At 31.2% G+C, this 13,330-nt stretch carries 15 protein-coding genes; 8 read left to right on the top strand and 7 right to left on the bottom strand.

The window, feature by feature from the left end:
* The first annotated feature begins 62 nt into the window (after positions 1-62).
* The 7 genes from tpx (at position 63) to VCM48_RS15555 (ending at position 7,518) form a co-directional block, all read left to right on the top strand.
* Positions 63-560 (top strand): thiol peroxidase, encoded by a 498-nt coding sequence (tpx, locus tag VCM48_RS15585; protein WP_274640514.1) that lies wholly within the window; start codon positions 63-65, stop codon positions 558-560.
* 6 nt (positions 561-566) lie between these two features.
* Complete coding sequence (locus VCM48_RS15580; protein ID WP_124590778.1) at positions 567-947, top strand: diacylglycerol kinase family protein; 381 nt, start codon at positions 567-569, stop codon at positions 945-947.
* A 27-nt stretch (positions 948-974) separates the two neighbouring features.
* The gene (locus VCM48_RS15575) at positions 975-3,425 is read left to right on the top strand and encodes a DNA translocase FtsK (protein WP_482271110.1); all 2,451 of its coding nucleotides are present in this window, start codon (positions 975-977) and stop codon (positions 3,423-3,425) included.
* A 39-nt stretch (positions 3,426-3,464) separates the two neighbouring features.
* Positions 3,465-4,118, top strand: a complete 654-nt coding sequence (gene lolA1, locus VCM48_RS15570; protein WP_124590776.1) for an outer membrane lipoprotein periplasmic chaperone LolA1 — start codon at positions 3,465-3,467, stop codon at positions 4,116-4,118.
* A gap of 93 nt (positions 4,119-4,211) precedes the next feature.
* A complete protein-coding gene (locus VCM48_RS15565) occupies positions 4,212-5,684 on the top strand; it encodes an LptF/LptG family permease (RefSeq protein WP_415269677.1) in 1,473 nt (490 codons plus the stop codon).
* Positions 5,662-6,804: a 3,4-dihydroxy-2-butanone-4-phosphate synthase gene (gene ribB, locus VCM48_RS15560; RefSeq protein ID WP_274640517.1), complete on the top strand. Its 1,143-nt coding sequence runs from the start codon at positions 5,662-5,664 to the stop codon at positions 6,802-6,804. Before VCM48_RS15565 ends, ribB begins: the two co-directional genes overlap by 23 nt.
* A gap of 405 nt (positions 6,805-7,209) precedes the next feature.
* Complete coding sequence (locus tag VCM48_RS15555; protein WP_416223636.1) at positions 7,210-7,518, top strand: hypothetical protein; 309 nt, start codon at positions 7,210-7,212, stop codon at positions 7,516-7,518.
* A gap of 138 nt (positions 7,519-7,656) precedes the next feature.
* Here VCM48_RS15555 and VCM48_RS15550 read toward each other — a convergent pair whose 3' ends face one another.
* The 4 genes from VCM48_RS15550 to VCM48_RS15535 all read right to left on the bottom strand — a co-directional run bounded on the left by VCM48_RS15550 (position 7,657) and on the right by VCM48_RS15535 (position 11,076).
* The gene (locus VCM48_RS15550; protein ID WP_482271109.1) at positions 7,657-8,580 is read right to left on the bottom strand and encodes an AraC family transcriptional regulator; all 924 of its coding nucleotides are present in this window, start codon (positions 8,578-8,580) and stop codon (positions 7,657-7,659) included.
* Positions 8,552-9,100, bottom strand: coding sequence for an alpha/beta hydrolase (locus tag VCM48_RS15545; protein WP_482271108.1), 549 nt, complete (start codon positions 9,098-9,100; stop codon positions 8,552-8,554). Before VCM48_RS15545 ends, VCM48_RS15550 begins: the two co-directional genes overlap by 29 nt.
* A gap of 367 nt (positions 9,101-9,467) precedes the next feature.
* On the bottom strand, positions 9,468-9,776 hold the full coding sequence (locus VCM48_RS15540) for a hypothetical protein (protein ID WP_482271107.1): 309 nt from the start codon (positions 9,774-9,776) through the stop codon (positions 9,468-9,470).
* A complete protein-coding gene (locus VCM48_RS15535) occupies positions 9,763-11,076 on the bottom strand; it encodes an NAD(P)/FAD-dependent oxidoreductase (RefSeq protein WP_482271106.1) in 1,314 nt (437 codons plus the stop codon). Before VCM48_RS15535 ends, VCM48_RS15540 begins: the two co-directional genes overlap by 14 nt.
* Before the next feature lie 114 nt (positions 11,077-11,190).
* Here VCM48_RS15535 and VCM48_RS15530 point away from each other — a divergent pair, with 114 nt between their 5' ends.
* Entirely contained in the window at positions 11,191-11,625 is a 435-nt protein-coding gene (locus tag VCM48_RS15530; protein WP_482271105.1) for a DUF7738 domain-containing protein, read from the top strand.
* Here the strand turns inward: VCM48_RS15530 and VCM48_RS15525 are convergent.
* Genes VCM48_RS15525 through VCM48_RS15515 form a run of 3 tightly spaced genes read right to left on the bottom strand, consistent with a single transcriptional unit; the run spans position 11,620 to position 13,329 of the window.
* Positions 11,620-12,147, bottom strand: a complete 528-nt coding sequence (locus tag VCM48_RS15525) for a hypothetical protein (protein WP_482271104.1) — start codon at positions 12,145-12,147, stop codon at positions 11,620-11,622. The two genes, VCM48_RS15530 and VCM48_RS15525, sit on opposite strands and share 6 nt — an antisense overlap.
* Positions 12,148-12,570 carry a secondary thiamine-phosphate synthase enzyme YjbQ gene (locus VCM48_RS15520; protein ID WP_482271103.1) on the bottom strand — a complete coding sequence of 141 codons (423 nt, stop codon included), beginning with the start codon at positions 12,568-12,570 and terminating at the stop codon, positions 12,148-12,150.
* Positions 12,571-12,579: 9 nt separating this feature from the next.
* Positions 12,580-13,329, bottom strand: coding sequence for a LytR/AlgR family response regulator transcription factor (locus VCM48_RS15515; protein WP_482271102.1), 750 nt, complete (start codon positions 13,327-13,329; stop codon positions 12,580-12,582).
* Between the last annotated feature and the right edge of the window lies 1 nt (position 13,330).

Below are 13,330 nucleotides of genomic sequence, written 5' to 3'. Positions count from 1 at the left end.
TAGAATATTCTTATAAGTTATTTAATAATTCTTATTTTTGATTTTCCTAAAACACATATAAAATGGCTTCAATAACTCTAAAAGGTAACACAATAGAAACAATAGGTAACTTACCTAAAAATGGAACTAAAGCAATTGATTTTTCGTTAGTTGCTACTGATTTATCTGTCAAGAATTTAAGTGACTTTAGTGGTTCTAAATTAATTTTAAATATTTTTCCAAGTGTCGATACAGGTACTTGTGCTACATCTGTTAGAGAATTCAATAAAAAGGCCGCCAACTTAGAAAACACTAAAGTTTTATGTATTTCTAGAGACTTACCTTTTGCTCAAGGTCGTTTTTGTGGTGCTGAAGGCATTGAAAATGTAGTAATGCTATCTGATTTTGCTGCTGGTAGATTTGGTAAAGACTATGGATTAGAAATTGTTACAGGGCCTTTAGCTGGCTTACACTCTCGTTCTATTGTTATCATTGATGAAAATGGTAATGTAACCTATACAGAACAAGTAAATGAAACTGTAGATGAACCTAACTATGAAGCTGCATTAAAAGCTCTTTAAAAATATATGAAGAACCCGAATGACGGCTTTTTAAAAGGACGCATACGTAGTATTAAATTTGCAGTAAAAGGAATGTGGTTATTAATAACTACAGAAGATAGTATAAAAGCTCAACTTACATTTGCTTTAATTGCTACTATCTTCGGATTTTACTTTAATATATCTGCAACAGAATGGATGATTCAAACTTTGGCTATTGGTATTGTTTTAGTAGCAGAAGCTTTAAACACAGCTATTGAAAAAGTAGCTGATTTTATACATCCTGATTATCATAAAAAAATAGGCTTTATTAAAGATATTGCTGCTGGTGCTCCTGCATTTGCTGCCTTTATATCACTAATTATTGCTGGGATAATTTACCTTCCTAAAATAATAGCTATATTGTAGCGTTCAATTTATTTCTAACAAAAATACATGGCAAAAAAGAAGACAACTGTTCAAAAAAAACAGCCAAAAACATCTATCATAAAAAAGATTAAGACCTTTTTTTCAAACAGACAAAACCAAACTATTTTAGGTTTTTTTCTGTTATTGTTTTCTATATTTTTAACTGTTGCTTTTATTTCTTTTTTCTTCTCTTGGCAAGAAGACCAAAGCACACTAAGTCAATTTGCAGATAAAACTATCCCTACTAAAAATTTACTAGGAAAAATAGGTGCTAAACTAAGTAATTTCCTTGTATACAAAGGTTTTGGTTTAGGAGCTTTTATTATCCCTTTAACATTGTTTTTAACTGGTGCTAGAATTTTACTACAAACCAATTTAAAAAGAATTATCACCTCATGGAATTGGGCTATTTTAATCATGCTTTGGCTTGCTACAGCTCTTGGTTTTGTTGAAAAAAAGCATGCCCTTTTATCAGGAGTAATTGGTTTTGAATTAAATGAATATCTTCAAACTTTCTTAGGTAAAACAGGTCTGGCTATTTTACTCATTTTCTTTTTAGTTGCTTATTTAATCATCCGATTTAGTATTACTCCTGAAGCAATTAGCGAAAAAGTAAAAGTTAATAAAGAGAAAAAAGCTAATGCTGTAAAAAACAATCCAAAAGTTAACAGAGACGATTCTACTATTGTAAACGATACTGATGATACCAATTCTGAAGAAGCTAAAAAAGATAAATCAGACTTTGAATTATCTCTAGAAAATTTACAACCAACTATTTCTAACTATTCTGGTGTTGAAGAAACTACTGATAATGAAAAAAATAAAGAGATTTCTTTAGACATCACCCAAAATAATGACCCTACAACAAATATATCAGAGGACAGTAAAAAAGAAGTAGAGGTTGCTATTGAAAAAATTGCAGAAGAAAAAAGTGTTACCGAAAACTTATCTGATCAATTACTTAAAGACTTTGGTGAATTTGATCCTACCTTAGAACTAGGTAACTTTAAGTTTCCTTCTTTTAACTTACTAAAAGAATACAACGAAAGTATTTCTGTTGACCCTACTGAGCTTGAAGCTAAGAAAAACCAAATTGTAGAAACTTTAAAAAACTACAAAATTGGTATTGCCCAAATAAAAGCTACTGTAGGACCAACCATTACCTTATATGAAATTGTTCCTGAAGCAGGAGTACGTATTTCTAAAATTAAAAACTTAGAAGACGATATTGCTCTATCGCTATCAGCTTTAGGAATCCGTATTATCGCTCCTATTCCTGGAAAAGGAACCATTGGTATTGAAGTACCTAATAAAAAAGCAACTATCGTATCTATGCATTCGGTAATTTCTTCAAAGAAATTCCAAGAATCACCAATGCAACTTCCTATTGCTTTAGGTAAAACTATTTCAAATGAAACCTTTGTTATCGATTTAGCCAAAATGCCTCACTTATTAATGGCTGGTGCTACTGGACAAGGTAAATCTGTAGGATTGAATGCTATTTTAACATCACTTCTATACAAAAAACACCCTGCTGAAGTAAAGTTTGTATTAGTTGATCCTAAGAAAGTAGAATTAACACTATTCAACAAAATAGAACGTCATTACTTAGCAAAATTACCAGATGATTCTGATGCCATTATCACTGATACCACTAAAGTAGTTAATACATTAAACTCTTTATGTATTGAAATGGACAACCGTTACGACTTACTTAAAAATGCTATGGTTCGTAACATTAAAGAGTATAACGCCAAGTTTAAAGCTCGTAAACTAAACCCTGAAAACGGACACCGCTTTTTACCCTACATTGTTTTAGTAATTGATGAGTTTGCTGATTTAATTATGACTGCTGGTAAAGAAGTAGAAACTCCTATTGCACGTTTAGCACAATTAGCTCGTGCTATTGGTATTCATTTAATTGTAGCAACGCAGCGTCCATCTGTAAATGTAATTACTGGTATTATTAAAGCAAACTTCCCTTCTAGAATTGCTTTTAGAGTAACTTCAAAAATTGACTCTAGAACTATTTTAGATGCTCCTGGAGCAGACCAGTTAATTGGTCGAGGTGATTTATTATACTCTGGAGGAAATGATATTACCAGAATTCAGTGTGCTTTTGTAGACACACCTGAAGTAGAAAAAATTACTGATTTTATTGGCTCTCAACGTGCATACCCTGAGGCTTATTTACTTCCAGAGTATGTTGGAGAAGAAGGTGGCACAAATCTTGATGTTGATATCGCAGACAGAGATAAACTGTTTAAAGAAGCAGCTGAAGTTATTGTTACTGCACAACAAGGTTCGGCATCGTTATTGCAACGTAAATTAAAGTTAGGCTACAACCGTGCTGGTAGATTGATAGATCAATTAGAAGCCGCAGGTATTGTAGGTCCTTTTGAAGGTAGTAAAGCACGACAAGTACTTGTACCTGATTTAATTGCCTTAGAGCAATTATTAGAGAGTGAAAAGAATTAATAATTATAAACTATTCCGAAAGTGGAAATAAGAAAGACGATGAAAAAAATAGGATTATTATTTATTGGATTATGTATTAGCATTAGTGCTATGGGACAAACAAATTCTTCTGAAGCAAAAAAATTGCTAGACGAGGTTTCAAATAAAATGGGTACCTACAGAAATATGGTTATCGGTTTTAACTCTTCCTTAATAAATAAAGAAGCTGGTATTACCAATGACCCACCTATTAGAGGAGAAATTACTTTATCTGGTGAAAAATATAACTTAGACTATCTTGGAAATACCTTTATTTTTGATGGAAAAAAATTAGTTGTTATCAACCAAGACGAAAAAGAAGTTAGCATTAATAACGGTAACTTAGATGAAGAAGATGGTTTTATTTATCCTTCTAAATTACTAACTTTTTATAAAGAGGGGTATAATTATCAAATGGGAACTTTAAAAAACAGTAATGGACGTAAAGTTCAGTATATAGACCTTACTCCTATTGACAGTAACTCTGATATTGTTAAAGTTCAATTAGGTATTGATGCTAAAACAAAACACATTTACAAATTAACACAAATAGGATCTAACGGTGCTGAAACTACCTTTACTATTACTAAGTTTAAAAGTAACCAGCCTATATCTGCTCAACTTTTTTCTTTCGACAGAAATAAATACGCTAAGCAAGGATACTATATTGACTAAAAAATTATATAAAAGTTTTGTTACTGATTTACTTTAAAAATCATTAACAAAACTTTTGTGTTTATATTCCACTAACCTACTACCTTTGCATCTGTGAAAACATTAGACAGATATATATTAAAAAGCTTTATAGTTCCCTTTTTAGCAACCTTCTTTATCATTCTATTTGTGCTGGTAATGCAAGCGTTATGGTTGGCTTTTGATAATTTTGCTGGTAAAGGTATTGGTATTGGTATTATTTTAAAATTCTTGTGGTATACAACACTTCTTGTAGCTCCTCAAGCCTTACCTATTGGTGTCTTACTGTCTTCTATTATGACACTTGGTAGTTTATCTGAAAATTACGAGTTCGCTGCAGCAAAATCTGCTGGAGTTTCGTTACAACGAATGGTTCGCCCAATTGTTTTCTTAGCTATATTTTTAAGTGGTATTAATTTTCTATTTCTAAATTATGTTTACCCGTATGCAATGCTTAAGCAATTAAACATGAAGGTTAACATTAAGAAAAAACAACCTGCCATTGCTTTAGTTGCTGGAAGCTTTAATACAGAGCTACCTAATTTCCAAATAAAGTTTAAAGAAAAATACGGAGAAGAAGACAATCTTTTAAAAGAGGTAATGATTTATGATTTGTCTTCTAAAAAAGGAAATAACAAAATTATTACTGCAAAAAGTGGTGAAATACTTTCAGAAGAAGGTAGTCGTTATATGACTTTAGTCTTGAAAGACGGTTATTACTTTGAGCATCACTTAAAAAATGGAGCTTCGTTTAAGGAGCGAGAAAAAATGCCTGCTTCGTACGCCGATTTTGAAAAGTACACCATTAATATTGATATTTCTTCTTTTAGTAATGATGATTTAGAAGAAGAAAAATATAAAACAAACTACAACATGTTAAGTTTGGCTCAGCTAAAAGATACTTTGCCAACGTTGAAACAAAATTACGATGCTTTTGTTAAAAGTAGAGCCAAAAATCTATTTTTGAGTATTGATGTGGAGGATTTACATCAGTATCCTGATTCACTTATAAACAAAGACCTTTCATTAGATATTCTTGAAAACTTTGAGTTAAAAGCGAAACAAAATATTCTATCTACAGCTACCTCTAAATTAGAGCGTACTATAAACAACAATAAATCTAACAAAGACACTTTAAAAAACAAACGTAAGTATTTAAACTTATATGATATTGAGTTTTACAATCGTGTAGCCTTTTCACTTTCTTGCTTATTACTCTTCTTTATTGGTGCTCCTTTAGGTTCTATTATTAGAAAAGGCGGTATGGGATTACCTATGATTTTAGCAATCGCAGTTTACGTTTTGTACTTTTTCTCTAATACTTTTGGAAGAAACTTAGCAGAAGAAAGTTCACTTACAGCCATTACTGGCTCTTGGCTAAGTGTATTTTTAATGCTACCTTTGGCTATAACTTTAACTGTTAGAGCTACTAAAGACAAAGGACTATTTGACATTAATGGTTTTTTTGCTCCAATACGAAACTCTGTAAAAAACTTATTCTCTAAAAAGGGAAAATCACAACATAATGACAACACAAACTCCAACTAATATTCAATTAAATACAATTGAAGAAGCTATAGAAGACATTAAAAACGGTAAAGTTATTATCGTAGTTGATGATGAAGATCGTGAAAATGAAGGTGATTTTTTAGCTGCTGCTGAAAAAATTACTCCTGAAATGATCAACTTTATGGCAACACATGGTCGTGGATTAATTTGTACCCCTCTTACTGAAACTCGCTGTAAAGAATTAGAGCTAGGAATGATGGTTAGCAACAATACCGACCCAATGGAAACTGCTTTTACCGTATCGGTAGACTTACGTGGAAATGGTGTTACTACTGGTATTTCTGCTTCGGATAGAGCTAAAACTGTGCAAGCATTAATAAACCCAGACACTAAACCTTTTGATTTAGCTAGACCAGGACATATTTTCCCTCTAAAAGCTAAAAATGGAGGTGTATTACGTAGAACTGGACATACTGAAGCTGCCATTGATTTTGCTCGTCTAGCTGGTTTAGAACCTGCTGGCGTTATCGTTGAGATTATGAATGAAGACGGTACTATGGCACGTTTACCTCAACTAATGAAAGTTGCTAAAAAGTTTGACTTAAAAATTGTTTCTATTGAAGATTTAGTAGCTTATAGAATGGAACACGATTCTTTAATTGAAAAGAAAGAAGACTTTAATATTCAAACTCGTTTTGGTGATTTCCGTTTACGAGCTTACCAACAAACTACCAATAACCAAGTGCATATTGCTTTGACTAAAGGTACATGGAGTAAAAACGAACCTATTTTAACTCGTGTAAACTCTACTTTGGTAAACAATGATATATTAGGAACCTTAACTAACAACGCTGATAAAAAGCTTGACCAAATGTTTAAGGTTATTAACGATGAAGGTAGAGGTGCTATTTTGTTTATTAATCAACAAATGCAAGCATTGAACTTATTAAATAGACTTCGTATTTTAAAAGAAAACCAAGCTAAAGGAGAAATGAAAGCTCCTAATGTAGTCATGGACAACAAAGATTTTGGTATTGGTGCACAAATTTTGCACGATTTACACATTCACAAACTACGTTTAGTTTCTAACACTAAACAAACCAAACGTGTGGGAATGATTGGTTACGGACTAGAAATTGTTGATTACGTAAATTACTAATCAAAAAATAATATAAGACAAAAATCCCGAGTTAATTAACTCGGGATTTTTGTCTTATATAACTATCGGTAATTACAGTCTTCTTTTTCAATCTTACTAATTAACTAACATTTTTCTACAACAAATAGTTTGTTTGAAAACACATCTATTAGGCAGTGAATATTACTCTCCTTACTATGGAAGTGTCACTCCCCTTATGCAGGAAAAGACACCCCAATTAGGCTTGGTGTATCATTTCCATTATCCTTGGGGTATAACCTCTATAATAATTAAATATCTTTTATGTTTATTTTTTATATTTGACGCTATAAAAGTTGCTATAAATTCCTTCCTATTTATTATTGAAGAATACAATAGTAATTTTTATTATGCTCATATGTTAGTTGCATACATTGAGGATTAAAAGTGAAAAGAAAATTTAATCAATACAAAAATATGTTAGAAATATTAGCAATAGTTTTTTTAGGTAAAAAAATAGCTGAATTGGCAGAAGAAAAAGGAGAAAATCCTAAAAAGTGGAGAGGTATAATGATTGGCTCTTGGTTTGGAGCAGAAATTTTGGGAATTGTAATATTTGCCTCTACAGTAGGAATAAGTGATGACACTATTTTTCCTGCTGCAATTACAGGTCTAGCTTGTGGGTTAGCTAGCTATTTTATTGTTAGAAGCATGCTATCTTCAAAGCCAAACACTTCTCTAAAAGAATTATCATAAGGAACAGCTGTAATAACTTACTCTGCATATAACCTTAATCGTTAGCTCACTAGATAGTATTATCTTATAAAATTTAAATATTGCATAGTATCCTAAGGGGTTCTATGTAATATACACCTATAGTATTACGATAACTTTCTACTCCACAGGAATACAGAAATCTACAATACATTTCCCTTCTGGATGTTCATTAGGGTTATTGTAAAAAATCTCATACGGATCTTGATCTGCTTTTTTGAAACCATGTTCACTCATCCACACAAAACTACTTTCCCATGCTTGTTGAAATTCTGACGGAGTAATTTCTAAACGAGATACTATACATTTTGCTTCGGGGATTTTTTTTACACTCACTTCTCCTTCAGTTTTTACCTCTGAATTTAAAGTTAAACAAACACTCATTCTTATTTTGTCTTCATCAGTAATTTTTGGACTGTCGTGATATACCGTTAACATTCTTAAATTTTCCTGCTGCATTAACCCTTTAGGATAAGCCCATTGCATCAATTTATTGTAGGTATTACCAACCGCTTCCATTTTTCCTTGATGTGTTAAGTAGGCAACTTTTAAGGTTGGCATTTTTTTTACTTCGGTTTTAGCTTTCATTTGCATCCATGTTAAGTTTTTATCTATGTTACAAATGTATTGTTCAAACTGTGTTTCTATTTTTCCATTCTTGCTTTCAGTTTTACAAATCTTGCTATATTTTAATGAACTTTCTTTTTTAAAATCGGCAGGACTTATTCCATAAAACTTTTTAAAAGCCCTTGAAAATGATGACAAAGTTGCAAAACCTACTATTTCGGATACTTCTGTAACCGTTTTATTCTTTTTATTTAGTAAAAAAGAAGCTGCCTTTTCTACTCTCTTTCTAGTAATAAAATCATTAACCGTTTCTTTGGTTACGGCTTTAAAAAGTCTATGAAAATGATATGGAGAGAAATATGCTTTTTCTGCTATTTCTTCTAGAATAAGTTTTTTTTCTAAATTTTCTTCAATAAAATCAATAGCATTACTTATGCGTACAGCTGTTTTATTGGGTATTTTTTGATCTGGGTTCATAACTACTTTTTATTAGTAAACATAACCTTTTAGCAAACTCTTCTTCCTTATACATTTCATGTACTTTCTCCGGAATTATACTACAATCTACCTTCATCTTTTCAAACCAATTATTATTTGGCTTGTAGTTATCTTCTTCTCCAAAATAAAGTATTGCTTCGGCTTTCGGTTTTTCTGTTTCATAACGTAATCTTGTGGATGAAATAGCATAAAGTTTTTTAACATCTAAACCTTTTGAACAGGCTTTCCAAGCTATAGCTCCCCCTATACTGAAAGCGAGTACAGTAAGTCTATCTTTTTCTAACTCTACTAAGTTTTTAACTGCTCTCTCAAGTCCTCCATTTACAAAAAAATTATGTCTTTCTTTTTCTGATAAGCTTTTCTCAGGTATCTCTGCTAGTTCACAACTACTATAAAAGGTAACTTGAAAGTCTTCTGACAATTTATCCACATACATAGCAACCCAACTAGCATTTGTAACTCCCCAAAGGTCTGATAAAATTATTAATCGATGTTTCATGTGCTACTACTATCCATTTTTTGCAAAACGAAAAATACAAAGCCTCCAGCAAAATATAAAACAACATCTAATACATCGGCTGTATACCTTGTATAATATTTAGGTAAAACAAACTCAAATAGCACTGAATACATTACACATATATAAAATACTACTCCTAAAGAAACTTGAAAGCACTTATCATTTCTACTCCATTGCAAAATAAAGAGACATACTGTTAATACAATAGGTATTATTAAAAAGTCGTTTACATAATTATTAATGGTAGAGGGAAGTTTTACGCTTAACTTTTGCGCAACATAGATAATGCTTCCTATAACTATTGAAACTATAAAGTAATATGTAAGTATTTTTTTTTGCACGTTACCTACCCTGCTGCTACCATAGCTACAAACCATGCTATTAAAGCGCCAATAGCACTTACTAATAAATATGCTGAATACAAAATCCACCCAGCAACTCGATACAACCAGAATGGATTCTTCTTTAACCGTTCTGCTAAATTGGGGTTTTCTATTTCATGTTTTACCTTCTTAAGCTCTTCTTCTTTATATGCTGTAACTTTTTGTTCTTGTTTTTTTTCAAAAGAAATTAATGTGTTACAGTTTTTACAGTAATCCCTATTCTTATTAAAAACTCCACAGTTTAAACACTTAACATTTCTAGTGATTGCCATTTTCTTGCTCTTTAAAACTATACTTGTTTTTCTTTTTGTAGGGACGGATGATAAGCCTTGTTTCTCTATCAAAACGTACATAGTTGTATACCCAATTCATAAATACTACTGCTTTATTTCTAAATCCGATAAGTGAAAACAAATGCACAAACATCCAAATAAACCAAGCAAAAACTCCTTGAAATTTCCAACTAGATAAATCTACTACTGCTTTATTTCTTCCAATAGTTGCCATTGATCCCTTATTATTGTACACAAATGGTTTTTGCTTTTTACTTTTTAGTTTTGTTAAAATATTTTTTCCTAGCAACCTACCTTGTTGAATAGCTGGTTGTGCCATCATTGGATGCCCTTTTTCATAATCCTTAGTTTTCATACATGCTACATCTCCAATAGCATGTATATTATCATATCCAATTACTTTATTATATTCATCTACCTTAAATCGATTGGCTCTTTCAACTATACACTCTTTATCTAAACCATTTACAGCAACTCCTTTTACTCCCGCAGCCCAAATAACTGTTTGTGCTTTAAAATGATCGTCACCATTAGTAGTTACAGTCTCTCCATCGTAATCCAATACTCGAAGACCTTTCCATACATCTACCCCAAGTTTTATTAAAAAATCTTCTGCTTTTTCTGAAGCTTTATTACTCATTCCTTTTAATAACTCTCCTGAACTTTGAATAAGGTTAATTTTCATTTGTCGGATATCCAAATCAGGATAATCTTTAGGTAAAATACCCTTTTTCATTTCAGCTAAAGCTCCAGCTAACTCTACTCCTGTTGGTCCACCTCCAACGATAACAAAATTCATTAACGCTCTTCGTTTCTCTAAATCGGTAACTAATAGTGCTTCTTCAAAGTTTTCTAACACCAAACTACGAATATTTAATGCTTGTGGAACCGATTTCATTTCCATTGCATACCGTTGAATGTTAGTATTACCAAAGAAATTAGTTGTTGATCCTGTAGCTATAATCAACTCATCATACTCTAAATCTCCTATTGTAGTTTCTATATAGTTTTTCTCTGCATTTATTTGAGTAACTTTTGCTAACCTGAAGAAAAAATTTTCTACATCGTTAAATCTTTTTCTTAAAGGAAATGCTATACTATCAGGTTCTAACCCACCTGTTGCTACTTGATATAATAAAGGCTGAAAAGTATGGTAATTATGTTTATCTATTAAAACTACCTGTAATTCTTGGTTTTCTAAAGCTCTTGCGGCTGCCAATCCTGCAAACCCTCCTCCTATAATTATTATTCGAGGAAAACTCGTTTGAGGTATGTTCATTATTTATTAGGGTTTTATATCTAAAAAGCAAATTTAACTAAAAGAGAAAGGAGTTAGTTAAAATTTATTTTTTAGTTTTACGTTCAACCCCCGTTAATCAAATCAAGAACTGTCATGTTTAATTTTTTTAAGAAAAAAAAAGTAAAAAACTTAACTATAGTGTGCGATACAGACGTTATACACATTAATAGTAAACCTCTTACATTCCCCACTAATTATGATGCTTTAATTGAAGTTTTAGGCAAACCAAGTAGAGAATTAAAGAAAAGTAATGATTATATTATTTGGGATACACATGGTATTTTTTGTGGTTATACTGAAAAAGATAATATTTTATCTATAAATATTTATCAGAATAAAGAAGATAGAAGTGAGTACAACACCAAAAAACAGTTTAAAGGAAGGCTTTTTTTAAATAATGAAGAAATTACTAATAATGAGTTTGGTAAAATTCCATTAGGAAAAGTTGCAATTCACAGACTAGGCAGGGAAAGCGACACTCGTTTTGGATTTAGTCTTGGCGTTAATAGAGATTATAAAGACTTATAATTCTAACTTTATTTGCTGTAGAGTTTTGTTTGTTGTTACCAGTTTATTGATTATTTTTTTCCTCAAAATATCAATATCCTCTTCATAATAACGTGCCCATTTGTACTCTTTAAATAAGGTTTGAACTTGCTTTAGACGTTGATGTACTAATTCTGAATTCATTAAAAAGTGGTTGTTTTCCAAACCTTCTTGAACTCTTTTTATACTTGCTTTTGCTTTTGTATAGTCTACCTCTAAATAGAATACTTTATCGATACTGTTTAATGGGTAAAAGCTTGACCAATTTGCATACCCAACATAATATTGCTGATTTTTATAATTATCTATTCCTTGAATTTTCCATCGGCAATTGGCAACTCTACCCCAATGGTTTGAATAACGAAAAACTCCATCTTCTGTATAATAGTAATAACTCCCTGATTTGCTTTGAAAGTGCGCTTTCATATCATCAAAAAAATTGATGCTTTGCATTTCAAACTCACAATAAGTAGTTCTATAAAAATTGAATTTATGGTACTTCATTTAATTTCCAAAAGCCGTTAATACTATTTTTCTTCTTCCTCCATAATTTCTGTGCTCTCCTAAATACACTCCTTGCCAAGTTCCTAAATTGAGCTTGCCATTGGTTATTGGAATTTGTACCTGACATCCTAACATAGAACTTTTAATGTGCGCAGGCATATCATCCGCTCCTTCATAGTCATGTTTATAGTACGGCATATTTTCAGGAATCATCTTATTGATATGCGACTCAAAATCCATTCGTACAGTTGGATCAGCATTTTCATTAATGGTTAAACTTGCCGATGTGTGTTTAATAAATGCCTGAAACTGTCCTATTTTAATTTTATTAAGTTCTGGAAGTGCTTCTAATAGAATATCTGTAATCAAGTGATAACCTCTATCAAACACTGGTAATTGAATTTCTTTTTGGTAAAATTGCATACCGCAAATCTAAAACACTTCTTTTATAATTTTTAAGAATTCTTGCTTTTTTGTTTTAGAAATAGGAATTGTTGTTTGGTTTTGCATTAGTAAAAAATCTCCGTCTTTTTTTACAAATTTTTCTAAATAATGAAGGTTTATTAGGTAAGATCTATGACATCTAAAAAATAAATTATTTCCCTGAAGTTGATTTTCAAAGTACGCTAGTGGTTTACAAATTAATTCTCTTTCTCTATTTGCTAAATGTACTTTTGTATACATTCCGTCTGCTTCTAAATATAAAATATCTTCATGAGACACAAAAATAATTTCTCCTGGTACTTCTAAAGCTATTTTATGTGATGATAACGATTGAATGGCATTTTTTAACTCTGAAAATTGTATTGTTACCTTTTTTTGATTGATATTAACCTTTGCTTTATTCATAGCTACTCTTAACTCTTCTCTATCAATAGGTTTCACCAAATAATCTATTGCCGATAACTTTAACGCATCTAACGCATATTGTTGATATGCTGTTGTAAAAATTAATTGAAACTCAATAGGTTCAGAAATAAAGTCTAATATCTCCAATCCAGAGTATTCAGGCATTTCAATATCTAGAAAAACAATATCAGGAGTATGCTGATTTATTTCTTTTACTCCATTTAATAGATTATCAGCTGTAATAACACTTTTTATTTCAGGAAAAAACTCTATAAGCATCATTTCCATCACACTACGTGCTTTTGCTTCGTCATCAATTATTAACGCTTTCATT

It is taken from the genome of Tenacibaculum sp. DPLXC6 (assembly GCF_056815515.1).
This window is presented reverse-complemented; position numbering and strand designations above follow the sequence as displayed.

Bases quoted from the DNA above. Each gene is read 5' to 3' on its own strand.
- tpx (WP_274640514.1), top strand. From the start codon at position 63: ATGGCTTCAATAACTCTAAAAGGTAACACAATAGAAACAATAGGTAAC.
- VCM48_RS15580 (WP_124590778.1), top strand. From the start codon at position 567: ATGAAGAACCCGAATGACGGCTTTTTAAAAGGACGCATACGTAGTATT.
- VCM48_RS15575 (WP_482271110.1), top strand. From the start codon at position 975: ATGGCAAAAAAGAAGACAACTGTTCAAAAAAAACAGCCAAAAACATCT.
- lolA1 (WP_124590776.1), top strand. From the start codon at position 3,465: ATGAAAAAAATAGGATTATTATTTATTGGATTATGTATTAGCATTAGT.
- ribB (WP_274640517.1), top strand. From the start codon at position 5,662: ATGACAACACAAACTCCAACTAATATTCAATTAAATACAATTGAAGAA.
- VCM48_RS15550 (WP_482271109.1), bottom strand. From the start codon at position 8,580: ATGAACCCAGATCAAAAAATACCCAATAAAACAGCTGTACGCATAAGT.
- VCM48_RS15545 (WP_482271108.1), bottom strand. From the start codon at position 9,100: ATGAAACATCGATTAATAATTTTATCAGACCTTTGGGGAGTTACAAAT.
- VCM48_RS15540 (WP_482271107.1), bottom strand. From the start codon at position 9,776: ATGGCAATCACTAGAAATGTTAAGTGTTTAAACTGTGGAGTTTTTAAT.
- VCM48_RS15535 (WP_482271106.1), bottom strand. From the start codon at position 11,076: ATGAACATACCTCAAACGAGTTTTCCTCGAATAATAATTATAGGAGGA.
- VCM48_RS15530 (WP_482271105.1), top strand. From the start codon at position 11,191: ATGTTTAATTTTTTTAAGAAAAAAAAAGTAAAAAACTTAACTATAGTG.
- VCM48_RS15525 (WP_482271104.1), bottom strand. From the start codon at position 12,147: ATGAAGTACCATAAATTCAATTTTTATAGAACTACTTATTGTGAGTTT.
- VCM48_RS15520 (WP_482271103.1), bottom strand. From the start codon at position 12,570: ATGCAATTTTACCAAAAAGAAATTCAATTACCAGTGTTTGATAGAGGT.
- VCM48_RS15515 (WP_482271102.1), bottom strand. From the start codon at position 13,329: ATGAAAGCGTTAATAATTGATGACGAAGCAAAAGCACGTAGTGTGATG.